This is a genomic window from Luteibacter flocculans (genome assembly GCF_023612255.1).
In the GTDB taxonomy this organism is placed as follows: Bacteria; Pseudomonadota; Gammaproteobacteria; order Xanthomonadales; family Rhodanobacteraceae; genus Luteibacter; species Luteibacter flocculans.
Genome location: NZ_CP063231.1, coordinates 3652501 through 3678627, shown reverse-complemented (window position 1 = coordinate 3678627; position 26127 = coordinate 3652501). Strand labels below are relative to the sequence as shown.

The window sequence follows — 26127 nt, the reverse complement described above, 5'->3', positions numbered from 1 at the left end:
CCGCGTGCTGCTGCGCCTGCTTTACAACCTTGCGATGTACCTGTTCACGCCCCTGGTGATGCTTCGCCTGATGGCGCGCGGCATGCGCTACGGCGACTATCACGTGCGTTGGCGGGAGCGTTTCGGCCAGTTCCGCGAGCCCCGCCTGGCGGGCTGTCTCTGGGTGCATGCCGTGTCCGTGGGCGAGGTGAATGCGGCCGAGCCCCTGGTCAAGGCACTGATGGAGGCCTATCCGGCGGCGCCCATGCTGGTCACCACGGTGACGCCCACCGGCTCGGAACGCGTGCGTCAGTTGTTCGGCGACAGCGTCCACAGCGTGTACCTGCCCTACGACCTTCCGTTCGCGGTGAAGCGCTTCCTGCGCAATACGCGCCCTCGCTTGGCGGTCATCGTCGAAACCGAGATCTGGCCGAACCTTTACTTCGCCTGCCGACGCCACGGCATTCCCCTGCTGATTGCCAATGCCCGGCTGTCCGAACGCTCCCTGCGGGGCTATGCGCGGATGAGTTCGCTGGTCAAGCGCGCCCTGCGTTGCGTGAGCCACATCGCGGCGCAATCGCGAACCGATGCTGCTCGTTATCGCTTGCTGGGTGCCGAGCCGAGTCAGCTCACCGTCTGCGGCAACCTCAAGTTCGATATGCCGGTGCCGCAGGCCGCGTTGGAATCTGGCATGGCCATGCGCGAGGCATGGGGCAAGGGCCGGCCCGTGTGGATTGCCGCCAGCACGCACGAGGGTGAGGAGATGTGTGTCCTCGAAGCCCATCTCGACGTGATGCGCCGTCTTCCCGATGCCTTGTTGCTTATCGCGCCCCGCCATCCGGAACGGTTCAAGGCTGTCGAGGCCTCCGTGCGCAGTCTCGGTTTCCAAGTGGCGACGCGCAGCGCCGACGGGGCGCCCGGCCACGGCACACAATGCTTCGTGATCGACTCCATGGGCGAATTACTGCGCTTCTTTGCCGCGTCCGACGTGGCCTTCGTGGGCGGCAGTCTCATATCGATCGGCGGCCACAACGTGCTCGAGCCCGCCGCGCTATGCAAGCCGGTGCTGGTAGGACCGCACACGTTCAACTTCGAGGAAATCACCCAGGCCCTGATCGACGAAGGTGGCGGTCAGCGGGTGGAGGACGGCGGCCAGTTGGGAGAGCAGGTGCTGTCCCTGTTGCGTGATCGGGAACGTCGCGAAGCCATGGGCCTTCGCGCGCGCCACGTCTTCGACAGCGAGCGCGGCTCGGTCGGCAAGGTCATGGAACTGGTGGATCGCCTGTTGCAGGAGTGACGTCTTCGCACCAAAAGATGTGGGTTTGGCGTCATCGCTCCGCTGGCTTCTCGCCGCCATGGCGGCTCCCACAAGGCGAAGGTGCCTGACGATACAAAAAAAACGGGCCACGAGGGCCCGTTTTTTTTTGCGATAGATCAAGCGTTACTGAAGCAGCGCGTTGATCGCTTCGAGGTCCTTCACGTCCACCGTGCCGGCCGTCTGCTTGAGCAGCAGCTTGTCGAGGATGAACTGGTGACGGGCCTGCGAGTAGTCGCTGAGCGCCTGGGTCAGGTTCTGCTGGGCGATGAGCACGTCCACGATGGTGCGCGTGCCGACTTCGAAGCCGGCCTGCGTGGCGTCACGCGCGCTTTCCGACGACTCGACGGCCGCCTTGGTCGCCTCGACCTTGCTGATGCCGGCGACGACGGAGCGATAGTAGTTCAGCGTGTCGCGGACCACCTGGCGGCGCGAGCTTTCCAGGGAGTCCTGGGCGGCATCACGCTGGTAAATCGACTGGCGGACACGCGACTGCGTAGCGCCACCGGCGAAGATCGGCACGTTCAAGGTCAGGCCCACCGTGGTCGCGCCACGGCCGTTGCTGCTGCCGAGCGTGCCGGCACTCGATGCCGTGCCCGCGTTCTGCGTCCACGAGGTGGACTTGTTGTAACCCAGCGTCGCGTCGATCGTCGGCAGATGGCCCGCGCGTGCAGACGAGATGCTGTGCTCCGCGGAGTCGACGTTGTACTGCGACGCGATGATCGTGGGATTGCTCTTCACGGCTTCGGCGACCCAGGCCTTCGGATCGTTCGGGCTCGGCGGGTCCATCGGCAACTGCTCGCGCAGCTTCTTCAGGTTGTCGGCCGGCTTGCCGGTGATCTGAGTAAGCGCTTCGCGCGAATCCGCCAGCGTGTTCTCGGCGGTGATGACGGCAGCCACGGCGGTGTCGTGCTGCGCCTTGGCATCCTGCACGTCGGTGATCGCAGACAGGCCCACATCGAAGCGCTGCTGCGCCTGCTCGAGCTGGCGGGCGAGCGCCTGCTCGTTGGCCTTGGCGAAGGTCAGGGCATCGTCGTTCGTCAGCACCTGGAAGTAGGCCGTGGCGACGCGCGTGGCCAACTGCTGCAGGGCTGCCTCGTACGTGGCGTCCTGCGCCTGCGACGACGACTTCGCCGCCTTGAGGTCGGAGTAGCGGCTGAGATCGAGCACGCTCTGGCTGATCGTGGCGCCGAGCTGGCGGGTGCGCGTGTGACCCGCATCCGAGGTGAGCACCGGGTTGCCGGCACCGTCGACGACCGGATTACCCGCTGCGTCGGTGACGATCGAGCGCGAAGGACCATTCGGGTCGTTCTGGTTCAGGCTGAGCTGGGCACTGATCTGCGGCAGCAGCAGAGCACGGGCCTGCACCACGTTCTCACCCGTCGCCAGGCGAGTGGAATCGGCTTGCGATAGCACCGGATCGTTGGCGCGGGCCTGCCGATAGGCGTCGAGCAGGTCTTCCGCGTGGGTTGCGAAAGGCGTCGCGGCCAATGCCAGCGCGACGGTGAGCAGCTTCAAGCGCATGGTGTCGCCTCGTGGGTAAGGGAAAATCTGGTGGGTCAGAGCACGAAGCGCTTCACCGGCGCGGCATGCGCCAGGTAGGGAAGGTCCGTTTCGAACAGCGATTCCTCGCGGTAGCGTCCGTCGCCCTCATGGGTGAGGAGGACAGCCTTCTGCGCCGGCGAATCGCCGCGTACTACGAACATGCGCCCGCCCGGCTTCAGCCAGCGCACGAACTTCTCCGGCACCGTGTGCACCGCGCCCGTGACCACGATGGCGTCGAAAACGCCGGTCGGGGCATAGCCGTTGACGGCTTCCGCGGTCGCCAGCGCGACATTGGTCACGCCGGCCGCAGCGAGACGCTGGCCGGCGGCCTCGACGAAGTCGGCATGCATGTCGATGCTGGTGACTTTGCCGGCAAGCCGCGCCATGCAGGCTGTGAGGTAGCCCGAACCCGTGCCGATCTCAAGCACCTCATCGGTCTTGTTGAGAAGCAGCGCCTGGAGCACGCGGCCTTCGATCACCGGCTTCATCATCACCTCGCCGTGCCCCAGAGGCAGGGTGAGGTCGGCGAAAGCCACGTTTCGGTGTGCCGGCGCCACGAAATCCTCGCGGCGCACTGCCTTCAAGGTGTCGAGAACGTCGGCGTCGAGGACTTCCCAGGGGCGAACCTGGTTTTCGACCATGTTCTGCCGGGCCTGCTCGAAATTCATCGCCATGGTGTGGTTTCCGTACGTAAAGCTGCAAAAAAGATTCGAAAGGATAAGTGCTTACCGCGCTATTTCCCAATGGTGCAAGGCTGCGGTGCGGCGCCTGTCCGAACGAAGTGCCGGAAGTCACCGGACCGGACTGACGGAAGTCATGTCGTCCGTCCTCTCACGGCACCTGAACGGCCCGCGGCCGAGGCCTTGGATCGTCATGGTGAACCGAAGAGGCACCCCCATCTTCCATTCTAAGGTAGAGAGGCATCGCACTCTTGCTTTCCAGCCGAAGATAGTGACAACGCTGGAAATAACTGAACCGCCGCGTATAATAAAGTCATAATTTCTGTTTGTGAAGGTGCAGCCATGAACGCCAGCCCGAAACTGAAGACCCAGGGTCCGGGGCGTCCGAAGGACATGGAAAAGCGCGCGGCCATCCTCGATGCCGCCAAGTCGCTTTTCACCCAGGGCGGATTCGCCGGCACCAGCATGGATGCCGTCGCTGCGTCTGCAGGTGTGTCCAAGCTGACCGTTTACAGCCACTTTGGCGACAAGGACAACCTCTTTCGCGAGGTGATCCGCTCGCACGTGCAGGAGCGTTTGCCGGACGACCTGTTCGACTTCACCCCGGGTTCGGACATCCGCACCACGTTGACCGATATCGCAAGCCGCCACGCTGCCATGGAAACCAACAGCGAGTCGGTCGGTACGTTCCGCGCCATCCTTTCAGACTGCCAGTCCGGTGGTAATCCGCGCTTCGGCCGGCTGGTCTGGGAGGAGGGTCCGGCACGCATGCACAAGCTCATGCAACGCCTGCTGGAAGGCGCGGCGTCGCGGGGCCAGTTGGACATTCCAGACGTGTCCCGCGCCACCACGCAGTTGCTTGCCCTGCTCAAGGGCGATCTCCTGATCCGTCGCCTGTTCGGCTGCGAGGACTGTGCCGTACAGTTCGCCGAGGAAGTGAACGCCAACGCGCTCGCCGCCGTCGACATGTTCATGCGCGCCTATTCGCCCCGACACGTCAACGTCTGACGCGCGACCGTGGTCTGATGCCGGACGTCATGGTTGCGTCCGGTAGCGCCTTCACTCCGCTTTCCCGGGCATCGCCCTAACGTCTCCGCCGATTCCACCCACTCTCCCGGCAGGAGACCAGGCATGTCCCAGAGCAAGCCCTTCATCAGCGACATCGAGAACATCCGCAAGCGCGCCCGCGAGCACATCGACAAGGGCGCGGTTACGGCCGGCTACCGTGCCGACCGCGAAACCGTGATCAAGCTGCTCAACGAAGCGCTGGCGACCGAGATCGTCTGCGTGCTGCGCTACAAGTATCACTACTACATGGCGCCGGGCATTCATTCGCAGAGCGTCAAGGCGGAGTTTCTCGAGCACGCGAACGAAGAACAGGCGCATGCGGATCGCATCGCCGAGCGCATTACGCAGCTCGACGGCACGCCCAACTTCAATCCTGAAGGTCTGCTTTCGCGCAGTCATGCCGATTATGTGGAAGGCACCACGTTGGTCGACATGATCAAGGAAGATCTGATAGCCGAGCGCATCGCCATCGACAGCTATCGCGAGATCGTGCAGTACATCGGCGATGACGATCCGACCACGCGCCGGATCATGGAAGACATCCTCGCGCAGGAAGAGGAGCACGCCGAGGACATGGCCACGCTGCTGGAGAACCTCGGCGCATCCGGCCGCGGCGAGCACTAACGGGTAAGCTAGGCGCTCACGTTCGCGACGAAAAGGAAGGCCCATGAATGCGACCGCCAATTCCACGCCGGCACGCCGCCGCCGCAGCCCTCTCGGTCTGGCGATCGCGCTGCCGATCGCCTTGCTGATGCTTCTTGTGTTGTTCCTGATGTGGTGGTGGGACAAGGAGCCGGAACAGTTCGATCCGGTCGCCGTCACTACCGCGCACATGAAGGACATCGAGCGCCCGATGAGCACGGGTGCCGTCACGACCTATACGTTGATCCGCTCGGTGGACACTCTGCTGGACAAGCGCGGTGGCTATCTCAGCAACGACCGGTTGCCGCCGGGGGTGTTCATGGACAACATCCCCAACTGGGAATTCGGCTCGCTGACGGCTTCACGCGATCTCGCACGCGCGTTGCGCAACGACTTCAGTCGTTCGCAGACGCAGTCGACGGAAGACAAGGCGCTCGGTGAGGCCGATCCGCTGCTCAACAGCCCGAACGATCGCTGGTTGCTGCCCAGCTCGGAGTCGCAGTACGGCAAGGCGGTGGACGATCTCGAGAACTACCTCAGCAGGCTTTCCGATGCCGAGGACGCCAACGCGCATTTCTATGCGCGTGCGGACAACCTCGCCGACTACCTGCAAACGGTGTCCGCCCGGCTGGGTTCATTGTCGCAGCGACTCTCCGCCAGCGTCGGTCAGCTCAAGGTCGACGCTGCGCCCAACGCCGATGTCGCGGGGAACGCGGGGCCGGCGAAAGCGGTGTACGTCAAGACGCCCTGGAACAAGATCGACGACAACTTCTACGAGGCGCGGGGTTACACCTGGACGCTGCTGGAGCAGTTGAAAGCGATCCGCCACGACTTCGCGCCGATTCTGCGCAGCAAGAACGCCGATGCCAGCCTGCAGCAGGTGATCCGGGAGCTGGAAGAATCGCAGAAGTCGCTGGGCAGCCCTGTGGTGCTGAACGGTTCGCCGTTCGGCTTCTTCGCCAATCATTCGCTGGTGATGGCGAACTACATCTCGCGTGCGAACGCGGCGATCATCGATCTGCGAGCGCTGCTGGGGCGCGGTTGATGCATGTGGGAGCCGCCATGGCGGCGAGGGATCTTGCGCCGAGGCAAGATTTTCCTCGCCGCCATGGCGGCCCCTACAAGTGTCCTCTTACTTGTCGGCCTTGTAACGCGTCATGCCGGCCGTGATCTCGGCCTTCGCCTCTTCGGCGCCGACCCAGCCCTCGACCTTGACCCACTTGCCCTTCTCCAGATCCTTGTAGTGCTCGAAGAAGTGGCCGATGCGCTCGAGCCAATGGCCCGAAACCTGCGCGATGTCACGGATGTGTGCGTAGCCGGCGAAGACCTTCTCGACCGGGACCACGACGAGCTTCTCGTCTGCGCCTGCTTCGTCGGTCATCTTGAGCATGCCGACCGGGTGGCAGCGGATGACCGAACCCGGGACGAGCGACAGCGGCAGGATCACCAGCGCGTCGAGCGGGTCGCCATCGCCACCCAGCGTGCCCGGCACGTAGCCGTAGTTGCACGGATAGCGCATCGGCGTGGAGAGAATACGGTCGACGAAGATCGCGCCGCTTTCCTTCTCCACTTCGTATTTGACCGGCTCCGCATCCTTCGGGATTTCGATGATGACGTTGATTTCGTCCGGCACGTTGCGACCGGCGGAAACGAGGTGCAGTCCCATGGGGGGTCCTTGGTAGGGTTTTGGCAGCCCCAAAGGATAACGGGGGACCCCCCGTAAGTCAGCCGCCTGGGCGGCTTGTGAAGCGTGAACCGTCAGTAAAAGCCGGGGCGACCAGGCGTTCCGGCTTTCACTGACGGTCTCAGCGGCCCTTGGGCCGAGGCTTACAGGCGCTCGCGCCGACTCACGCCCTTACTTCAAATGCTCCCAGAGGTACGTATACGCCAGGGCGTTCATGAAGGCGGACTGCTTGTTGTCCGCCGCCGCGCCGTGACCGCCCTCGATGTTCTCGTAGAAGCTGGCGTCCAGGCCCATGGCCTGCATCCGGGCCGCCATCTTCCGCGCATGAACCGGGCCGACGCGGTCGTCACGGGTGGATGTGGTGAACAGCACCGGCGGGTAATGCACGCCCTTCTTGAGGTTGTGGTACGGCGAAAAGGTCTGGATGTATTTCCATTCCTCGGGCTTGTCCGGGTCGCCGTATTCCGCCATCCAGGACGCACCGGCGGACATGTGCGTGTAGCGCTTCATGTCGAGCAGGGCGACCTGGCTGACCACGGCGCCATAGAGCTGCGGGTACTTGGTCAGCATGTTGCCGGCGAGCAGGCCGCCGTTGCTGCCACCCATCATGCCCATGTGCTTCGGGCTGGTGATCTTGCGGTCGATCAGGTCCTGCGATACGGCTGCGAAGTCCTCGTAGGCGCGAGGACGGTTGGCTTTCAGCGCCGCCTGATGCCAGGCCGGGCCGTATTCGCCGCCGCCGCGGATATTCGCCACCACGTAGACGCCACCCTTCTCCAGCCAGGCGCGGCCGACGCCGGCCGAGTACATGGGCTGCAACGGTATTTCGAAACCGCCGTAACCGTAGACCAGTGTCGGGTTCGTGCCGTCCGCCTTCATCGCCTTCGGCGCGATCTCGAAATAGGGCACCTTCGTGCCGTCCTTCGAGGTGGCGAAATGCTGGCTTACCGCGTACTTCGAGGCATCGAAGAACGCCGGGCTGTGCTTCAAGGCCTCACGGTCGCCCTGGCCCAGCACGCCGTAGTAGAGCGTGGTGGGCTGCAGGTAGCCCGTCACGGTGAGGAAATAGGCGTCGCTCTCGTCGGCATCCACACCCGCGGCCTGCATGGTGCTCAGTGCGGGCGCGCCGGAAAGCACTTCGCTCTTCCAGTCGCCCTTGGCCGCCGGCGTGAGGATGCGTACCTCGCTCACGACATCGTGCATGAGGTTGAGGATGAGATGGTGTCGCGTCCACGAATGGCCGGCCATCGAGGTATGCGCGTCCGGAGTGAACAGCACCGTGATCTCGCGCTTGCCCGCCATGAAGTCGTCGAAGTTAGCAGCCAGCAGGGAACCGGACGGATACGTCTTGCCTCCCACCGTCCATGCGGTGCGGGGCTCGATCAGCAGCCATTCGCGCTCGACGTCGGTCTCGGCGTCGTTGGGCACGTCGATCTTGGTCAGCTTGCCGTCCTTGCCGCGAAGGAAGGTCTCGCTGCTGTAGAACTCCAGCGCGCGCGAAACGAAGTCGCGCTCATAACCGGGCGTCTTGTCGCGGAACGCCCAGATCGACATGTCGGTCTTCTTGCCTTCGTACACCGTCTTCGCGGAGGAAAGGGGCGTGCCCCGCGTCCACTCTTTCACGATGCGCGCGTAACTCGAGTCGGTCATCGAGCCGGGGCCGAAGTCGGTGGCCACGAAGAGGTGGTCGTCGTCGATCCAGGAGACGAGGGTCTTTGCCTCGGGCAGGGTGAAGCCGTCCTTGACGAACGCCTTGGTCGAGAGATCGAACTCGCGCACCACGTCGGCGTCGGCACCGCCGCGCGAGAGCGAGACGAGGCAGCGGCGGTTCTCTGGCTTGAGGCACTGCGCGCCGTGCCAGACCCAGTTTTCCTTTTCGGTGGCGGCCAGCGCATCGAGGTCGATCACGGTCTCCCAGGCGGGCTTGTCCTTGCGGTACTCGTCCAGCGTGGTCCGCCGCCAGAGGCCCTTGGGATGCTGCTTGTCGCGCCAGAAGTTGTAGTAGTGGTCGCCGATCTTCGAGACCATCGGGATCTTGGCGTCGGAGTCCAGCACTTCGAGGATTCGGCCCTCGAGGGTCTTGAAGTCCTGACCTTCCGCGTACTTCGCGGTCGTCTCGGCGTTGCGCGCCTTGACCCATTCGAGAGGCTTCGCGCCGTCGATGTCATCGAGCCAGAGGTTTTCGTCATCGGCGCCGGCCTGGGCGGCGGGCGCGCTGGGTGGGGTCGTTTCGTGGGCTTGGGTCATGCCAGAGAAAGTAAGGGCGATGGCCAGCGCAATCCAGCGTCGATGCATGGGTCTCGTATCCGTGATGCTGCGGAACGTCAGACCTTAGCGTACCCAGCGCCCCCCATGCCCCATGACTTCCGGGCTAGCGAGCGTGCGGTGGGAGCCGCCGCAGCGACCCCCACCGTGTGGTTTAGAGCAGCGGAATCAGCAACAGCGCCACGATGTTGATGATCTTGATCAGCGGGTTCACCGCCGGGCCGGCGGTGTCCTTGTACGGGTCGCCCACGGTATCGCCGGTGACCGCCGCCTTGTGGGCGTCCGATCCCTTGCCACCGAGATGGCCGTCTTCGATGTACTTCTTCGCGTTGTCCCAGGCGCCGCCGCCCGTTGTCATGGAAATAGCGACGAACAGGCCTGTGACGATCGTGCCGATCAGCACGCCGCCGAGTGCCTGCGCGCCGGCCAGCGGACCGCCCAGCCACTTGAAGCCGAAGATCACCACCACCGGCACGAGCACGGGAAGCAGCGACGGCACGAGCATTTCGCGGATGGCCGAGCGGGTGAGCATGTCCACCGCGCGCGAGTAGTCCGGCTTGGTCGTGCCCTGCATGATGCCCGCGATCTCGCGGAACTGGCGGCGTACTTCCTCCACCACGGCGCCCGCGGCACGTCCTACGGCCTCCATCGCCATCGCGGCGAACAGGTAGGGAATCAATCCGCCGATCAACAGGCCGATGATGACGTAGTGGTTGGACAGGTCGAATGTGACCGGCGTGCCGCCGAAGTGCAGACCGAGGTTGTGCGTGTAATCGGCAAACAGCACGAGCGCCGCGAGGCCCGCCGAACCGATGGCGTAGCCCTTGGTCACGGCCTTGGTCGTGTTGCCGACCGCGTCGAGCGGGTCGGTGACACCACGCACTTCGGCGGGCAGTTCCGCCATCTCGGCGATGCCGCCCGCGTTGTCGGTGATCGGCCCGTACGCGTCGAGTGCCACGACCATGCCGGTCATGCTGAGCATCGCCGTCGCCGCAATCGCGATGCCGTAGAGGCCGGCGAGCGCGAAGGCACCCCAAATGGCCGCGCAGACCGCGATCACTGGCAGCGCCGTCGACTTCATGGAGACGCCGAGGCCCGCGATGATGTTGGTGGCATGCCCGGTGGTGGACGACTGCGCCACGTGCCGCACCGGCGCGTATTCGGTGGCGGTGTAGTACTCGGTGATCACGACCATGGCGCCAGTCAGCACCAGGCCGATGATCGCGCAGCCATAGATGCGTCCCGGCCCCGTTGCGGAATCGGCCATCAACGACTGGGTGATCGGCCAGAACGCGATGGCCGCGAGCACGGCGGACACGAGCACGCCGGCGTACAGCGCATTCATGATCTTGCCGCCGCGGGTCTTCACGAAGAATGTGCCGATCACCGAGGCGACGATCGACGCGCCGCCCAGCACCAGCGGGTAGAGCACGCCGGATGGGCCAACCTCCGTCGCCATGACGCCGCCGAGCAACATCGTCGCGATGAGCGTCACGGCATAGGTTTCGAAGAGATCCGCGGCCATGCCGGCGCAGTCGCCGACGTTGTCGCCCACGTTGTCCGCGATGACGGCGGGATTGCGCGGGTCGTCCTCGGGGATGCCGGCCTCGACCTTGCCGACGAGGTCGGCACCCACATCGGCGCCCTTGGTGAAGATGCCGCCGCCCAGGCGCGCAAAGATCGAGATCAGCGACGAACCGAACGCCAGGCCGACCAGCGCGTGCAGCACATGCGTGCGTTCGTAGCCCATGTGGGTCAGCACGCCGTAATAGCCCGCTACGCCAAGGAGGCCGAGACCCACCACCAGCATGCCGGTGATGGCGCCGCCGCGGAACGCCACCGCCAGGGCAGAAGAAAGGCCGCTCCTGGCGGCCTCGGCGGTACGCACGTTGGCACGAACCGAAACGTTCATGCCGATGTAGCCGGCCGCTCCCGAGAGGATGGCTCCTAGCGCGAAGCCGCCCGCCGTGCCCCAGTCGAGAAAGATGCCGATGAGCAGAAAGAGCACGATGCCGACGCCGCCGATGGTGGCGTATTGGCGGTTGAGATAAGCGCGGGCGCCTTCCTGGATCGCAGCGGCGATCTCCTGCATCCGCTCGTTGCCCGGCGATCTCGCCAACACCCAACTGACGGATAGCGCGCCGTACAGAATCGCAACGACCGCACATGCCAGCGCGATCCATAAACCGTACTGTTGCAGCATCGAAGCCTCCCCGGATTGTGAGGGGCCCTTGCAGGGCCCGGTCCGAGTATAGGCAGGGGTGACGCCGAAAGGTGTTGTGCGCTGCGCAAGCCTGTGCAGGCGTGACAACGAGCCGCAGGAAGGGCCGCTACATGACCGGCCCTTCCTGCGTGGGTTACTGCTGCATCACGATGTCCGCAATGATGCCCGTAGCGATCGCAACCAGCAGGAACTCGCCGTCGTCGGCGCGCACCCAGTGGTAACCGCGTGGCGGTTCGCGCAGCCGGTAATCGTGATAACGCTCGATCACGACCACACGTCCGTCGTAGCGATGACCGCGCTCCCAGCGTGCGTGCGGCGGCGGCCCGCGGTGCGGACCACGGTCGTCATGCCAGTCGCGATCATGATCCCCGTCGCGCCGATCATCGTGGCGGTCGTCATGACGATCGTCGCGACGGTCGTGACCGGGCGGGCCACCGGGCGGCGGGTCGAACGCAAAAGCGGGCACGGCGACCGCACCGGCAGCCAGGCAGAAGACGAGTTTCCCAAGCAGCTTCATGGTGACGGTGCTCCGTTATCGAGTAGCGATGTCGAGGATAATGCCGGTGGCAACGGCGACCAGCAGGAAGTCGTTGTTCTCGCGTACCCAGTGGTAACCGCGCGGCGGGGGACGCAGGCGATAGCTGCCGTAGTCGTAGACGACGACGTTACGGCCGTAATACCGGTGCCCGCGCTCCCAGTGCCCGTAATAGCGCGGCGGCGGGGGACGGTTGTAGTACGCCGGGCCGTGGTAGTAACCATGGCCGTAGTAACGCGGCGGCGGGGGCGGCGGACGATGCCCGTGCCAGCCGTTGTCGTGACGCCAGCCGCGGTCGTCGTGGCGGCCGTCGTAACGGCCGTCGTACCCACGGCGGTCGTGATCGCGGCCGTGGTGGTCGTCCGCAAAGGCCGCCGTGGTGGCAACCAGCGCGAGGGCGGCAAAGGCGGAACGCAGCATCGTTTTCATGGCTCTCTCCCAGGACGATCGTCACGCCACGGGTTACCGCGGCCGATCGACGATTCGGATGCTAGGAAGATGTGGCTGAACGCGAAGTCCTACGAATGAAAGTTTGGCGAAAGGCGTTCATTGTCGCGACAGCTATTGAACCGGGCGGTTCAGGAAATGGATCCCGGCCGGAATTCCAGGGTCAGGGCGTCCGGGCGTCCTGGGAGCTGGAGCCGGGTCATACGCTCGGGCGCCCTTGCCAGTACGCGGCCCTGGCGCACCACGAGCAAGCGCTGCGCCCTCAACCGGATGGCCTCGTAGGGATCGCCCGCCTGGAGCAGCACGAGATCGGCGGCATGGCCCGGCGCGATGCCGTAACCGTCCAGGCCAAGTATCCGGGCGGCATGGGCCGTCACGGCATCGAAGCATCGCGCTACGCCCTGGGTCGAGGTCATCTGCGCCACGTGCATGCCCATGTGCGCCACGTCGAGCATGTCCGCGGAGCCCATCCCGTACCAGGGGTCCATCACGCAGTCGTGCCCGAAGGCTACGTTGACGCCCGCATCCATCAGCTCAGGCACGCGAGTCATGCCGCGCCGCTTGGGGTACGTGTCGTGGCGGCCTTGCAGGGTGATGTTGATGAGGGGATTGGCGATGGCGTGCACACCGGCTTCCGCGATCAACGGCAGCAGCTTCGATACGTAATAGTTGTCCATCGAGTGCATGGAGGTCAGGTGCGAACCTGCCACGCGTCCCTGGAGACCGCAGCGAAGCGTCTCCGCTGCAAGGGTCTCGATGTGGCGCGACAACGGATCGTCGGACTCGTCGCAATGCATGTCCACACGCAGGCCGCGTTCGGCAGCGAGTTCGCACAGCCAGCGGACCGATGCCGCGCCGTCGGCCATGGTGCGTTCGAAGTGCGGAATGCCGCCCACGACATCCACGCCCATGTCGAGCGCCCGCACGAGATTGGCCTTGGCGTTGGGTGAGCGCAGCAGGCCGTCCTGCGGGAACGCCACGAGTTCGAGATGCAGGTAGGGCGACACACGCCGCTTCACGTCCAGCAGCGCCTCGGTCGCCAGCAGGCGGTCGTCGCACACGTCGACGTGGCTGCGGATCGCGAGCAGGCCTTGGGCCACCGCCATGTCGCAGTACGCCATGGCGCGATCGATCAGCGCTTGCTGGGTCAATACGGGCTTCAGTTCACCCCACAGGGCGATGCCTTCGAGCAAGGTGCCGGAAGCGTTGAGTCGCGGCAGGCCCAGCGACAGCGTGGCGTCCATGTGGAAGTGCGCATCCACGAAGGGCGGACTGACCAGCCGACCGCGCGCGTCGATTTCCTCCGTGCCCTTGGCCGGCAGACTCGGCTGGATCGCCGCGAAGCGGCCGTCGACGATGCCGATGTCGACGTCCTGGCGGCCGTCGGGCAGGGTGGCGTGGCGGATGACGAGATCCATGAACGAGGCTCCTGTGCGGGCACTCATCATAACCAAGTGCACCGGGCCGTCTTCACGCAGGCAACGCTGGCTTTTGGCAGCATGGCGAGTCCCATGAATGTCACCGAAAAGCTCGCCATTCTCGCCGACGCTGCAAAGTACGACGCGTCGTGCTCGTCCAGCGGCGGCAAGGGCCGTCACTCGCTGGGTACCGGCGGCATCGGTTCCACCGAGGGTATGGGCATCTGTCATGCGTACGCACCCGACGGACGCTGCATTTCCCTGCTGAAGATCCTGCTGACCAACTTCTGCGTCTACGACTGCGTGTACTGTGTGAACCGCCGCAGCAGCAACGTGCGCAGAGCACGTTTCAGCGTGGAGGAAGTGGTGGAGCTCACGCTCGCGTTCTATCGGCGCAACTATATCGAGGGCCTGTTCCTGTCCTCGGGCATCATCCAGTCGCCCGATCACACCATGGAGCAACTGGTGCGGGTGGCGAGAACGCTGCGCCAGGAGCATCGCTTCGGCGGCTACATCCATCTGAAGACTATCCCGGACGCCTCGCCCGAACTGATCGATGCGGCGGGGCGCTGGGCCGACCGCTTGAGTATCAATGTGGAAATGCCGACCGAAGGCGGCCTGAAAGCGCTGGCCCCGGAAAAGGATCTCGGCGACATCCGCAGCGCGATGGGGCGCTTGCGCCTTTCGATCGAAGAGGCGAAAGCGGAGAAGAAAGCGCCGCGTTTCGCGCCCGCAGGACAGAGCACGCAGATGATCGTCGGTGCCGACGCGGCCAGCGATCGCGATGTACTTACGGCAAGCACCAACCTCTACACGAACTACCGGCTGCGTCGTGTCTATTACTCCGCCTTCAGCCCCATTCCGGATGCATCGAAGATCCTGCCGCTCAAGCCGCCACCGTTGGTGCGCGAACATCGGCTTTACCAAGCCGACTGGCTCATGCGTTTCTACGGATTCCGCGCGGACGAGATCGCCCCGCCGGGCGAAAACGGCATGCTTTCGCTCGATGTGGATCCCAAGCTCGCTTGGGCTCTACGGCATCGGGAGCAGTTTCCGGTAGACCTCAATCGCGCGCCCAGGGATATGCTGTTGCGCGTACCGGGTCTGGGCGTGAAGACGGTCGAACGCATGATCGCCATGCGCGCGCACCGGCGCATTCGCTACGACGACCTCATTCGGTTGCGCATACCGGTGAAGAAAGTGGCGCCCTTCGTGGAGACCGTGGACCACCGCCCACGCGGCGATCACGAGAGCCGCGCGCTGCGCCGCGACCTGCGCGAGCCCTCGCAGCCGGACCTGTTCGGCTGACGATGTTTGGCGTCGCACTCGTCGATCCTTCCGACGCAAGCGAGTGGCGCGCCAAGGCGCGAGCCCTGTTGCTCGCGGACGTGAACCCGGCTGACGTCACCTGGCAGTCGGCATCGTCCGGCGGACTGTTCGGAGACGATGCACCACTGCCACCGGCCAAACGTAGCGAGGCGCCCGCGGTGCCGCGCGATTTCCTCACGCTGGCGGAAACCGTGCTGGCGCACACCGATTCGCGGCGGCATGCCACGTTGTATCGCATGCTCTGGCGTCTCTCGCATGGCGAGAAGGGTCTGCTTCGCATCGCGACTGACGACGACGTTTCCTGGGCGCAGGCGTGTGCCAGGCAAGTGCATCGCGACATGCACAAGATGAAGGCGTTCGTTCGCTTTCGAGAAGTGACCCATGGCGACCGGGTCATTTACGTGGCGTGGTTCGAACCGTCGTACGACATCGTGGCGCGCGTGGCTCCTTTCTTCGTGCGCCGCTTTGCAGGCATGCACTGGTCCTTGCTCACCCCGTCACGCAGCGCGCACTGGGACGGCGCCACGCTGTCCATCGGTGCAGGCGCACGTCGGTCCGACGCGCCCTCGGACGACGCGTTGGAAGATCTCTGGCGCACGTATTACGCCAGCATCTTCAATCCGGCGCGATTGAAGGTGGACGCAATGCGTCGCGAGATGCCGGTGAAGTATTGGAAGAACCTTCCCGAGGCGCGGCTGATTCCCGAACTGGTGCGCACGGCCTTACCGAGGATGCAGGCCATGGTGGACAAACAACCGACGGTCCCGAAAAAGAAGATCACCCCGTTGCAGAAGGCGGCGGTGGAAGCACCGGAGGGCAGCCTCACGGCGTTGCGCCAGCACGCCCGCGACTGCCGCGCCTGCGATCTATGGAAACCGGCGACGCAGACGGTATTCGGTGAGGGTCCGGCGCATGCGCGCGTGGTGGTGATCGGCGAACAGCCGGGCGATCAGGAGGACCTTGCGGGCAAGCCGTTCGTCGGTCCGGCCGGCAAGTTGTTCGATCGCGCGCTGGCGGAGGCGGGCATCGCGCGCGATTCGCTCTATATCACCAACGCCGTGAAGCATTTCAAGTTCGAACCGCGGGGTAAGGTACGGCTGCACAAACGTGCCAACGCGGAAGAGCAGGCCGCCTGCCGACCCTGGCTGGCGGCGGAGATCGATCGTATCCGGCCGGATGCGATCGTCTGCATGGGCGCCATGGCGGCGCGAGGCGTGTTCGGGTCGTCGTTTCGGCTGATGGCCGAGCGCGGGCAATGGCTGGATCTGCCCGACGGACGAAAGGCCATGGCCACCGTGCACCCCTCGTACCTGCTGCGCCTTCCCGATCATGAGGCACGCGAAGCCGGTTTCGCCGACTTCGTCCGCGATCTCTCGTTGATTCGCGAGATGCTGGGCTAGTCGCGACGTCCTGTCGCGGGGTCCTTGCGTCAACCGATCGCGAATTTCTTCAGCTTCTTGGGTACGGGCGTGTTCTTCAGTGTCACGTAGACCGGCAGGCCGTCCGGTCCGTACGGCGGCGGGGCCTCGCCCTGGATCAACGGGGCGAGGTACCTGCGGGCCGCTGCGGTGATGCCGAAGCCATCCTTCGAGATGAAGTTCTTCGGCATCTTCTTTTCGTGGTTCGCGATCTTGTCCAGCGGTGCCGCCTCGATCTTCCACTTGTATGGCTCGTCGGAGGTGCGGACGATCACGGGCATCACCGCATTCAGACCTTCCGCGGCGTATTCGACCGCTTTCTTGCCCACGGCATACGCCTGGTCCAGATCGGTCTTCGAGGCCACGTGGCGCGCGGAGCGCTGCAGGTAGTCGGGCAGGGCCCAGTGGTACTTGTAGCCCAGCTTTTCGCGCACGAGTGCCGCGAGCACCGGTGCCGCCCCGCCGAGTTGCGCATGGCCGAAGGCGTCGCGCGCACCCGACTCGGCAAGGAACTTGCCGTCACGATCCTTCACACCCTCGGATACCACCACCGTGCAGTAGCCGACTTTCTCCACCGTTGCCTTGACCTTGGCGAGGAAGGCATCGGGATCGAAGGTGTTCTCGGGGAACAGGATCACGTGCGGCGGGTCGCCCGCGCTCGATCCCGCCAGGCCTGCGGCGGCGGCGATCCAGCCGGCGTGCCGGCCCATGACCTCGATGATGAAGACCTTCGTCGACGTATCCATCATCGACGCGACGTCGAGGCTTGCTTCGCGCACGGCGATGGCCGTGTACTTCGCCACCGAGCCGAAACCCGGGCACGTGTCGGTAACGACGAGGTCGTTGTCGATGGTCTTTGGCACACCGATGCAATTGACGTCGTAGCCGAGCGACTGGCCGATCTTCGAGACCTTGTTCGCCGTGTCTGCCGAATCGTTGCCGCCGTTATAGAGGAACGTGCGGATGTCGTGGGCCTTGAACACCTCGATGAGGCGCTCGTATTCGGCCCGGTTCTCGTCCAGTGACTTCAGCTTGTAGCGGCAGGAGCCGAAGGCGCCGCCGGGCGTGTGCTTCAACGCCGCGATATTGGCCTTGGCTTCCTTGGAGGTATCGATCAGTTCCTCGCGCAGGGCGCCGAGGATGCCGTTGCGTGCGGCATAGACCACGATGCCCTTGTCCCGGGCCGTTTCTATCACCCCCGCGGCGGTGGCGTTGATGACGGCGGAGACACCGCCCGACTGGGCGTAGAGGAGTTTGCCGGCGGCCATGCTTCGGGTCCTTCTGTCGGTCGTGAGGCGTCGAGCGTAACGCGGCCAGCGTCGCGATGCCTTGAATGCGTGGACGGCTTGAGCGCCATACACCCAGCGTATGTCGGCCGTTTGACGCGGCGGCGCCCCTGCCGTTACCTTGAGACCTATTTTTCTCGTGCCCGACGGCCGGTCTTTCCGGCATCCGGCGAAATGGAGCAACAATGCGACTCGTGCTATTCGGCGCCCCCGGCTCGGGCAAGGGCACCCAGGCAGCCCGCCTCAAGCAGGACCTCGGCATTCCCCATATCTCCACCGGCGATCTGCTGCGCGCGGAGATCAAGGCGGAGACGGAACTGGGCAAGAAGGCCAAGGGGATCATGGACGCCGGGCAGTTGCTGCCGGACGACATCATGCTCGGCATCATCGAGGATCGCCTCGGCCAGCCCGACGCGAAGCCCGGCTTCATTCTCGATGGCTACCCGCGCAACATCGCCCAGGCCGAAGCGCTGGACGGCGTGCTCGCACGCATCGGCCAGCCGCTCGACGTCGTGATCAAGCTGGACGTGCCGAACGAGGCGATCGTCGATCGCTGCGTGGTGCGCTTCAACCAGGAAGGTCGTGCAGACGACAATCCCGAGACGGTCAAGAAGCGCCTCGCCATCTACGCCGATCAGACGGCTCCCGTCGCGGAGTTCTACGAGAAGCGCGGCAAGCTCAAGGTCGTCGATGGTGTCGGCGAGCTCGACGCCGTGACCGCCCGCATCAAGGCTGCGCTCGACAGTACGGCCGCCGCCAGCGCCTGACCCGCCCGGCCCGCCTTACCGGCGGGCTTCCGGTGCCTCCCGCCCCACGAGCCGAAGCCATGCGCGTCCATATCCTTGGTATCTGCGGCACCTTCATGGGTGGCGTTGCCGCGCTGGCGCGCGAACTCGGCCTCGCGGTCGAAGGTTCCGATGCCAACGTCTACCCGCCCATGAGCACGCAGCTCGAAGGCCTCGGCATCACGCTCATGCCGGGCTACAAGGCGGAGCATTTGCAGCCGGCCCCCGACCTCGTGGTCGTGGGCAATGCCCTCAGTCGCGGCAATCCCGCCATCGAATACATGCTCGATGAGGGTATGCGCTACATCTCGGGTCCGCAGTGGCTTGGCGAAACGCTGCTCGGTGGCCGTGAAGTGCTGGCGGTCGCCGGTACGCACGGCAAGACGACCACAACGAGCCTGCTGGCGCACCTGCTGGAATCCGCCGGCCTGTCGCCGGGCTTCCTCATCGGCGGCGTACCAGGCAACTTCGACGTCTCCGCGCGTCGCGGCGACGGCGCCCCCTTCGTCATCGAGGCCGACGAATACGATTCGGCCTTCTTCGACAAGCGGTCCAAGTTCGTCCATTACCGGCCACGCATCGCGATCCTCAACAATCTCGAATACGACCACGCCGATATCTTTCCCGACGTGGCGGCGATCCAGCGCCAGTTCCACCACCTCGTGCGTACGGTGCCCGGCAACGGCCGGCTGATCGTCAACGCGGAAGACGCCTATCTCGCCGAGGTGCTGGCGATGGGCGCATGGACGCCGGTGGAAACCTTCGGCATCGATGCGGGCGATTGGCGCGCCGAACTGCTCGCTGCCGACGGCTCGCACTTCCGGGTGCATCGTCGGGGTGAGCTGCTCGGCGAGGTGCGCTGGTCGTCGCTCGGCCGGCACAACGTCATGAACGCCCTGGCGGCGCTGGCCGCGGCGAGCGCGGCCGGTGCGGACCCCGTAGCGTTGCTGCCGGCGTTCGCCGACTTTGCCAGCGTGAAGCGGCGTATGGAGCGCATCGGCAGCGCTCGCGGCGTGACCGTCTACGACGACTTCGCCCACCATCCGACGGCCATCGCCACGACGCTGGCGGGGCTTCGCGCGAGCGTGGGGAAGGCGCGCATCCTCGTGGCACTCGAGCCGCGCTCGAATTCCATGCGCCTGGGTGCCCATGCCGAGGCGCTGGCGCCTTCGCTTGCCGACGCCGACCGGGTCGTGTTCCTGCATCGCCCCGAATTGCCGTGGGACGCCGGCAAGGTGACCGCAGCCCTGGACGGCCGTGGCGATACCGCTTCCACGGTGGATGAGCTGATCGCGTCGCTGGTGGCGGAAGCCCAGGACGGCGACCACGTCGTATTCATGTCCAACGGCGGCTTCGAAGGTGCGCCCCGGCGCTTCTTTGCCGCGCTCGGCGCAGGTTAGACTGACGGGCATGGCCGCGACCACGCCCGCCCTCGATCTTCCGCTGTTCCCCCTGTCGAACGTCCTTTTCCCGGGCGGGCATCTCCAGTTGCGCATCTTCGAGCCGCGCTACATCGATCTCGTGCGCGAATGCGCACGGACCGGCCGCGCCTTCGGTGTCTGCATGATCCTGGAGGGTCGCGAAGCAGGGCAGCCTGCGGTGCCGGCCGCGGTCGGCACACTGGCGACCATCACCGATTTCCACACCCGCGAGGACGGCCTGCTCGGCATCGTCGCCGAGGGCGGCCTGCGCTTTCGCGTGAGCCGTACCCGGGTGCGCTCCGATGGCCAGGTGCGTGGCGACATCGTGACCTGGCAAGCCGAGGAAACGATTCCGCTGCCGCCTGAATTCGGTCTGCTGGCGACGATCCTCGAACGTCTCGCCGAGCAGATGATGCCGCCCTGGCGGCACGATGTGGCGCAGCGCGCGGACGACGCCAGTTGGGTAGGGTTCCGTCTTTCGGAGCTGCTGCCGCTGGATCCGAACGAATGCCAGCACATGCTCGAACTCGACGATCCCCTGCAACGCCTCGCCGAGCTTCGCGACATTCTTCCGCGCTTCCAGCGTGCCTGAGGCCGCCATCATGACGTCGCTCGCCGGCAAGACCCTGTTCGTGACCGGCGCTTCGCGCGGTATCGGTCTCGCGATTGCGCTTCGCGCCGCGCGCGATGGCGCGAACGTCGTCATCGCCGCGAAGAGCAGCGTTGCCAATCCCAAGCTGCCGGGCACGATTCACACGGCAGCCGCACAGATCGAGGAAGCGGGTGGCCGCGCGCTGCCGCTCAAGGTCGACATTCGCGACGAAGCGCAGGTCCGCATGGCCGCGGCCAAGGCGGCGGAGCACTTCGGTGGCATCGACATCGTCGTCAACAACGCGAGTGCGATCTGGCTGGCGGGTGTCGAGAAGACGCCGATGAAGCGCTTCGATCTCATGCAGCAGGTGAACGCACGTGGCACCTTCGTCACCACGCAAGCATGCCTTCCGTTCCTGAAGCAGGCACCGAATCCTCACGTGCTGATGCTGTCGCCACCCCCAAGCCTCGACCCGCGCTGGTACGCCCCGCATGTCGCGTACACCATCGCCAAGATGGGCATGAGCCTGTGCGTGCTGGGCATGGCGCCCGAGTTCGCGCCGCTGGGCATCGCCGTGAACGCCCTGTGGCCGAAGACCGTGATCGCGACGGCGGCGATCGCGATGCTGGGCGACAGCGTGAACGCCGATCACTGTCGCACGCCCGACATCGTCGCCGACGCGGCGCACGCGGTACTCACGAAGCCCGCGCGCAGCTTCACGGGGCGCTTCCTCATCGACGAGGATGTGCTGCGCGAGGAAGGGATCGTCGACTTCGAGCGCTACGCCGTCGCTCCGGGCAATCCTCTGTTGCCTGATCTTTTCCTTTGAACTTCCTTAGCTGAATCAACGGGAACGTCCTACCCCGTTTGGCGTATGGCCGCTTCCGGCAACCGGGTATACCGTCGGTCTGCGTTCGCCGGGCCTTGGGGCCGGCAATGCATGTGGGGCTTGCCGGCCTGCAGGGGGTGCCGGCGGCGGGCCCGAGTGAGAGCCCGCAAAGCCGACAGCAGGCCACGAATCGGGGTGAGGAGCAGGCATGTTGCGCGGGGAATCGACGGGTCGTTGCGTCGTTTGGATTGGCAGACCGAGCGTGGAAGAACACTTCGGGCTGATTCGTGCCGGTTGGCGAACACTGGTGGCCGATCCGGCGCGGTGTGACGGCGATCTGCCGGAGTGCGGCGACAGCGCGATCGCGGTGGCCGACCTCCGCGCGAATCAGCAGGACGCCCTGCGCATTCTTTCGTCGCTGCGCCAGGTCCACCCGGGAATCCCTTGGATTGGCCTCACCGGAACCCCTCCGGCCATGGCACACGCCACGCTGCGCCAGGTGCTGGCGGGAGCCTTCGAGGTCATCGATGGGCCGTCTTCGCTGGGCGCCCTGCGTCAGGCGCTGGCCCGCATACCCGGCGACGCCGAGCTGACCCACGACGATGAGCCCAGCCTGCTCACCGGCAGCAGTGCGGCCATTCGTGCGCTGTCGCAGAACATCCGCAAGTTCGCTCCGGTGGAGCTGCCCCTGCTGATTACCGGCGAAACCGGTACCGGCAAGGAAATGGCCGCACGCACGTTGCATGAGTTGTCGCATCGCCGTGGCAAGCCTTTCGCCGCGATCAATTGCGGTGCGCTGCCGGCGAACCTGGTCCAGTCGGAATTGTTCGGACACGAGCGCGGTGCGTTCACCGGCGCCACGGCCCGCCGCATCGGCCACTTCGAATCGGCGGACGGCGGCACGGTTTTCCTCGACGAGATCGGCGATCTGCCGCTGGACGCGCAGACCAATCTTCTGCGCGTGCTGCAGGAAGGCACGATCGAGCGCATCGGGAGCTGCCAGTCGATCAAGGTGGACGTGCGCGTGCTGGCCGCGACCCACGTGGACCTGGAGAAGGCGGTGGCGCAAGGGCGCTTTCGCGAGGATCTCTTCTACCGGCTCAACGTGCTGCGCCTGCGCATGCCGCCGCTGCGCGAACGCACGGGCGACATCGAACTGCTGGCACAGCATTTCCTCGACGCCTTCCGCGAGAGCTACGGCACCCGCGCCCGCACGTTCAGTGCAGCGGCGCGCCGGGCGATGAATGCCTTTCCCTGGCCTGGCAACGTGCGCGAACTGATGAATCGCGTGCAGCGGGCGGCGGTGATCGCGGACGACGCGCTGATCTCGCCGAGCGATCTCGAACTCGACGTCGATGCGTCCCCCGCGATGGAGCGCAACAGCCTGGGTAGCGCGCGTACCTCGGCCGAACGCGAGGCCATCGTTGATTGCCTGCGTGCAAGCTCGTTCAACATCAGCGAATGCGCCCGCCGTCTGCGCGTCTCCCGCGTGACCGTGTACCGGCTCTGCAAGAAGCACCAGCTCGCGCTGGACCAGCTGCGCTGAGCAACGCCCGAAAAAGAAAACTCCCGGTCCGCGAGGACCGGGAGTTTCCATTCGCTCGTCCGGCTTGGCAGGGTCGTCGGACGAGCGAACCGCGCGGCTTCACAGGGCCTCATGCCGAATCGGAGCAAGCGCCGTGCCATGTGCCCGGACCCTTGATTCGCAAAGTTTTTCCCCGTCGTGCGGGCGCGATGCGGTTCGCCCGGTGTAGCAAGCAGGAACACGCTGTTGCATCGGAGCTACGCGGTACGCGTTGTCGGCGCCGCTCGTGGCTTATAGGATGGGCGTTCCACGCGCGCGCACGCGGGCCCGGCAGGGCCGGCCGCGGCCTCGCGGGTTTCGGATCGATGTCGGACCGCAGAGCGTACCGTGCGATTCCATCCGTTCCTGCATGGGTTCCGGCGCTGCGGCCGGAGCCGGGAGTCGTTCCAATGTCGTCGTCGCACCCTGTCGATTCTTCCGAACTCCTGGGCCTCGGCAAGCGCTACTGGTTACCCGTGTATCGTCCGCGCGATGTCGTGCTCGACCACGGCAAGGGCGCCCGCGTGTGGGATACCGAAGGCCGCGATTACCTGGATTTCGGGGCTGGCATCGCGGTGAATGCGCTCGGTCACCAGGATCCGGACCTCGTGGCGGCGCTGGTCGCCCAGGCACACAAGCTCTGGCATGCCAGCAACGTGTTCTATTCCGAGCCCCCGCTCCGCCTTGCGCAAGAGTTGGTGGAACATGCGCCGTTCGCCGAGCGGGTGTTCCTGTGCAATTCGGGCGCGGAAGCCAACGAGGCTGCAATCAAGCTGGTGCGCAAATGGGCCGCGTCGCAGGGCCGGCCGCCCGAACAGCGCGTGATCGTGACGTTCAAGGGCTCCTTCCACGGCCGCACGCTGGCGGCCGTCACGGCGACGGCGCAGCCGAAATACCAGGAAGGCTACGAGCCGCTGCCCGGCGGGTTTCGCTACGTGGCCTTCAACGACGTGGCGGCGCTCCAGGAAGCCTTCGCTCAGGGTGGCGTGGCGGCGGTGATGTTGGAACCGGTGCAGGGCGAGGGCGGCGTCATGCCTGCAGAGCCCGGATTCCTGAAGGCCGTGCGCGAACTCTGCGACGCGCACGATGCGCTGATGGTGCTCGATGAAATCCAATGCGGCATGGGCCGCACGGGCATGCTGTTTGCGCACAGCCACGACCACGTGACCCCCGACATCGTTACCCTTGCCAAGGCGCTCGGTGGCGGCTTTCCCATCGGCGCCATGCTGGCGGGGCCGAAGGTGGCGGAGGTCATGCAGTTCGGTGCCCATGGCACGACCTTCGGCGGCAACCCGATGGCCGCGGCAGTGGCGCGCGTGGCCTTGACGAAGCTCGCCTCGCCGGCCGTGTTGCTCAACGTCGAGCGTCAGGGCAACGACATCCGTGCCGGTCTCGCCAAGATCAACAGCGAGTTTCCGCTGTTTTCGGAAGTGCGCGGTCGTGGCCTGATGATCGGCGCGGTGCTCGATGCACCGTACAAGGGCCGTGCAGGCGAGATCCTCGATGTGGCCGCTGCGCATGGCCTGCTTATCCTTCAGGCCGGCCCGGACGTGCTGCGTATCGTTCCGCCGCTGACGATCACCGACGAGGAAACCGCGGAAGGTCTTGCGCGGCTGCGCGACGCTCTGGCCGACTTCGTGGAAGAAGCGAAGGTCGCCTGAGCGCCTTATCGGTCTGACACCGTCGCACGGGCCCCGTGCGACGGTGTTTCGTGCATCGATTACAGCGTCGCGAACACGGCGCGTGCTGCGTCCACCGTCGCCTCTATCTCGGCATCGCCATGGGCGCTGGAAAGGAAGCCCGCTTCGAAGGCCGACGGCGCGAGATAGATGCCACGATCGAGCATGCCGTGGAAGAAGCGGTTGAAGCGACCGACATCCGCTGCCGTCGCCTGCGTATAGGTCTCGACGGTGTCGTTCGTGAAGAACAGCCCGAACATCGCGCCCACGCGATTCACGCTGAAGGGTACGCCAGCGTCACGTGCCGCGCCGAGGATGCCATCGGTCAGTTGCACCGTGCGCGCCGTCAGGGCGTCGTAGAAACCAGGGGCCTGAATCAGCTCGAGCATCGCGAGCCCTGCGGCCATGGCCACCGGGTTACCTGACAGCGTGCCCGCCTGATAGATCGGCCCTGCAGGAGCGATCTGCTCCATGAGGTCGCGCCGTCCGCCATAGGCACCCACCGGCATGCCGCCCCCGATGATCTTGCCGAAGCAGGTCAGGTCCGGCGTGATGCCGTAATGCGCCTGCGCCCCGCCGAGCGCCACGCGGAAACCGGTCATCACCTCGTCGAAGATCAGAAGCGCACCGTGCTGGGTGCACAGCTCGCGCAGGTCGTGCAGGTAACCGTCCTTGGGCGGAATGCAATTCATGTTGCCCGCGACCGGCTCGATGATGAGCCCTGCGATGTCGTCGCCGTGCTCGGCAAACAGTGCGCGCGCCGTATCGATATCATTGTAGGGCAGGGTAAGCGTGAGGTCTGCGGCAGCCTTGGGCACGCCGGGGGACGTCGGTACGCCGAAGGTCAGCGCGCCCGAACCCGCCTTCACCAGGAAGCTGTCGCCGTGCCCGTGGTAGCAGCCTTCGAACTTCACGATCTTGTTCCGCCCCGTAGCGCCACGAGCCAGACGAATCGCCGACATCGTGGCCTCGGTGCCCGAATTCACCATGCGCACCATGTCGACCGATGGCACCAGTGAAACGATGGTCTCGGCCATCGTGACCTCGGCAGCGCACGGCGTGCCGAAGGAAAGGCCGTCGCGCACGGCGCGTTCGACGGCTTCGCGCACCGCGGGATGGTTGTGCCCGACGATCATCGGACCCCACGAACCCACGTAGTCGATGTAGCGCTTGCCTTCGACGTCCCACAGGTACGGGCCATCGGCACGCGCGGTGAAGAACGGCTCCCCGCCGACCGACTTGAAGGCGCGCACGGGCGAATTGACGCCGCCGGGCAGCAGCTTTCGGGCGCGGTCGAAGAGTTCGTGGTTCGTGGTCATCGAATGATTCCGGGACGAGGGTCGAAAAGATCGGCGAGGCGGCGCGTCGCCGTTTGTATGTCGGGAGCGCTGAAAATGGCGGAGACCACGGCAAGGTAGTCGG

Annotated in this window: 23 protein-coding genes (1 of these 23 only partly in view); 12 read left to right on the top strand and 11 right to left on the bottom strand. The window is 65.4% G+C overall.

The window, feature by feature from the left end; genetic code table 11:
- Positions 1 to 10 precede the first annotated feature (10 nt).
- Positions 11 to 1276 carry a lipid IV(A) 3-deoxy-D-manno-octulosonic acid transferase gene (waaA, locus tag IM816_RS16005; protein WP_072324010.1) on the top strand — a complete coding sequence of 422 codons (1266 nt, stop codon included), beginning with the start codon at positions 11 to 13 and terminating at the stop codon, positions 1274 to 1276.
- A 144-nt stretch (positions 1277 to 1420) separates the two neighbouring features.
- On the opposite strand, the gene IM816_RS16000 is transcribed toward waaA, so the two are convergent.
- Positions 1421 to 2818 carry a TolC family outer membrane protein gene (locus IM816_RS16000; RefSeq protein ID WP_072323722.1) on the bottom strand — a complete coding sequence of 466 codons (1398 nt, stop codon included), beginning with the start codon at positions 2816 to 2818 and terminating at the stop codon, positions 1421 to 1423.
- A gap of 35 nt (positions 2819 to 2853) precedes the next feature.
- Complete coding sequence (locus IM816_RS15995) at positions 2854 to 3513, bottom strand: protein-L-isoaspartate O-methyltransferase family protein (RefSeq protein WP_072323721.1); 660 nt, start codon at positions 3511 to 3513, stop codon at positions 2854 to 2856.
- 348 nt (positions 3514 to 3861) lie between these two features.
- Here IM816_RS15995 and IM816_RS15990 point away from each other — a divergent pair, with 348 nt between their 5' ends.
- The 3 genes from IM816_RS15990 to IM816_RS15980 all read left to right on the top strand — a co-directional run bounded on the left by IM816_RS15990 (position 3862) and on the right by IM816_RS15980 (position 6274).
- A complete protein-coding gene (locus tag IM816_RS15990) occupies positions 3862 to 4527 on the top strand; it encodes a TetR/AcrR family transcriptional regulator (protein ID WP_072323720.1) in 666 nt (221 codons plus the stop codon).
- Positions 4528 to 4650: 123 nt separating this feature from the next.
- Entirely contained in the window at positions 4651 to 5211 is a 561-nt protein-coding gene (locus IM816_RS15985) for a ferritin-like domain-containing protein (protein ID WP_072323719.1), read from the top strand.
- Between the two features lie 43 nt (positions 5212 to 5254).
- Positions 5255 to 6274, top strand: coding sequence for a DUF2333 family protein (locus IM816_RS15980; RefSeq protein ID WP_250338843.1), 1020 nt, complete (start codon positions 5255 to 5257; stop codon positions 6272 to 6274).
- A gap of 87 nt (positions 6275 to 6361) precedes the next feature.
- On the opposite strand, the gene ppa is transcribed toward IM816_RS15980, so the two are convergent.
- From ppa to IM816_RS15950, 6 genes are all read right to left on the bottom strand, one after another.
- Positions 6362 to 6895, bottom strand: coding sequence for an inorganic diphosphatase (ppa, locus tag IM816_RS15975; protein ID WP_072323717.1), 534 nt, complete (start codon positions 6893 to 6895; stop codon positions 6362 to 6364).
- A gap of 189 nt (positions 6896 to 7084) precedes the next feature.
- Positions 7085 to 9208 carry a prolyl oligopeptidase family serine peptidase gene (locus IM816_RS15970; RefSeq protein ID WP_425602589.1) on the bottom strand — a complete coding sequence of 708 codons (2124 nt, stop codon included), beginning with the start codon at positions 9206 to 9208 and terminating at the stop codon, positions 7085 to 7087.
- Positions 9209 to 9332: 124 nt separating this feature from the next.
- Complete coding sequence (locus tag IM816_RS15965) at positions 9333 to 11381, bottom strand: sodium-translocating pyrophosphatase (protein WP_072323715.1); 2049 nt, start codon at positions 11379 to 11381, stop codon at positions 9333 to 9335.
- Between the two features lie 154 nt (positions 11382 to 11535).
- Positions 11536 to 11919: an RcnB family protein gene (locus tag IM816_RS15960; protein ID WP_250338842.1), complete on the bottom strand. Its 384-nt coding sequence runs from the start codon at positions 11917 to 11919 to the stop codon at positions 11536 to 11538.
- Positions 11920 to 11934: 15 nt separating this feature from the next.
- Positions 11935 to 12366: an RcnB family protein gene (locus IM816_RS15955; RefSeq protein ID WP_072323713.1), complete on the bottom strand. Its 432-nt coding sequence runs from the start codon at positions 12364 to 12366 to the stop codon at positions 11935 to 11937.
- A 149-nt stretch (positions 12367 to 12515) separates the two neighbouring features.
- Positions 12516 to 13802, bottom strand: a complete 1287-nt coding sequence (locus IM816_RS15950; RefSeq protein ID WP_250338841.1) for an amidohydrolase family protein — start codon at positions 13800 to 13802, stop codon at positions 12516 to 12518.
- A 93-nt stretch (positions 13803 to 13895) separates the two neighbouring features.
- Here IM816_RS15950 and IM816_RS15945 point away from each other — a divergent pair, with 93 nt between their 5' ends.
- Together IM816_RS15945 and IM816_RS15940 are read left to right on the top strand one after the other, a co-directional pair.
- Positions 13896 to 15110: a putative DNA modification/repair radical SAM protein gene (locus tag IM816_RS15945; protein ID WP_256470190.1), complete on the top strand. Its 1215-nt coding sequence runs from the start codon at positions 13896 to 13898 to the stop codon at positions 15108 to 15110.
- A 2-nt stretch (positions 15111 to 15112) separates the two neighbouring features.
- Positions 15113 to 16531, top strand: coding sequence for a UdgX family uracil-DNA binding protein (locus IM816_RS15940; RefSeq protein ID WP_250338840.1), 1419 nt, complete (start codon positions 15113 to 15115; stop codon positions 16529 to 16531).
- A gap of 29 nt (positions 16532 to 16560) precedes the next feature.
- Here IM816_RS15940 and IM816_RS15935 read toward each other — a convergent pair whose 3' ends face one another.
- Complete coding sequence (locus tag IM816_RS15935; RefSeq protein ID WP_250338839.1) at positions 16561 to 17817, bottom strand: 6-phosphofructokinase; 1257 nt, start codon at positions 17815 to 17817, stop codon at positions 16561 to 16563.
- 203 nt (positions 17818 to 18020) lie between these two features.
- On the opposite strand from IM816_RS15935, the gene IM816_RS15930 reads away from it, so the two are divergent.
- The 6 genes from IM816_RS15930 (at position 18021) to IM816_RS15905 (ending at position 24687) form a co-directional block, all read left to right on the top strand.
- On the top strand, positions 18021 to 18602 hold the full coding sequence (locus IM816_RS15930) for an adenylate kinase (protein WP_072323709.1): 582 nt from the start codon (positions 18021 to 18023) through the stop codon (positions 18600 to 18602).
- 59 nt (positions 18603 to 18661) lie between these two features.
- Complete coding sequence (gene mpl, locus IM816_RS15925) at positions 18662 to 20020, top strand: UDP-N-acetylmuramate:L-alanyl-gamma-D-glutamyl-meso-diaminopimelate ligase (RefSeq protein ID WP_250338838.1); 1359 nt, start codon at positions 18662 to 18664, stop codon at positions 20018 to 20020.
- Positions 20021 to 20030: 10 nt separating this feature from the next.
- Entirely contained in the window at positions 20031 to 20633 is a 603-nt protein-coding gene (locus IM816_RS15920; RefSeq protein ID WP_250338837.1) for an LON peptidase substrate-binding domain-containing protein, read from the top strand.
- A gap of 10 nt (positions 20634 to 20643) precedes the next feature.
- Positions 20644 to 21462 (top strand): SDR family oxidoreductase, encoded by an 819-nt coding sequence (locus IM816_RS15915; protein WP_250338836.1) that lies wholly within the window; start codon positions 20644 to 20646, stop codon positions 21460 to 21462.
- A 208-nt stretch (positions 21463 to 21670) separates the two neighbouring features.
- Positions 21671 to 23008 carry a sigma-54 interaction domain-containing protein gene (locus IM816_RS15910; RefSeq protein WP_425602588.1) on the top strand — a complete coding sequence of 446 codons (1338 nt, stop codon included), beginning with the start codon at positions 21671 to 21673 and terminating at the stop codon, positions 23006 to 23008.
- A gap of 428 nt (positions 23009 to 23436) precedes the next feature.
- Positions 23437 to 24687 (top strand): acetylornithine/succinylornithine family transaminase, encoded by a 1251-nt coding sequence (locus IM816_RS15905; RefSeq protein ID WP_250338834.1) that lies wholly within the window; start codon positions 23437 to 23439, stop codon positions 24685 to 24687.
- A gap of 59 nt (positions 24688 to 24746) precedes the next feature.
- Here the strand turns inward: IM816_RS15905 and hemL are convergent, their stop codons facing one another.
- Both hemL and thiE read right to left on the bottom strand, forming a co-directional pair.
- Positions 24747 to 26024: a glutamate-1-semialdehyde 2,1-aminomutase gene (gene hemL, locus IM816_RS15900; RefSeq protein WP_250338833.1), complete on the bottom strand. Its 1278-nt coding sequence runs from the start codon at positions 26022 to 26024 to the stop codon at positions 24747 to 24749.
- Positions 26021 to 26127, bottom strand: partial view of a thiamine phosphate synthase gene (thiE, locus tag IM816_RS15895; RefSeq protein ID WP_250338832.1) — the 3' portion only. Its footprint extends 541 nt past the window's final position; only the last 107 of its 648 coding nucleotides appear in the window; its start codon lies beyond the right edge, outside the window; the stop codon is at positions 26021 to 26023. Before thiE ends, hemL begins: the two co-directional genes overlap by 4 nt.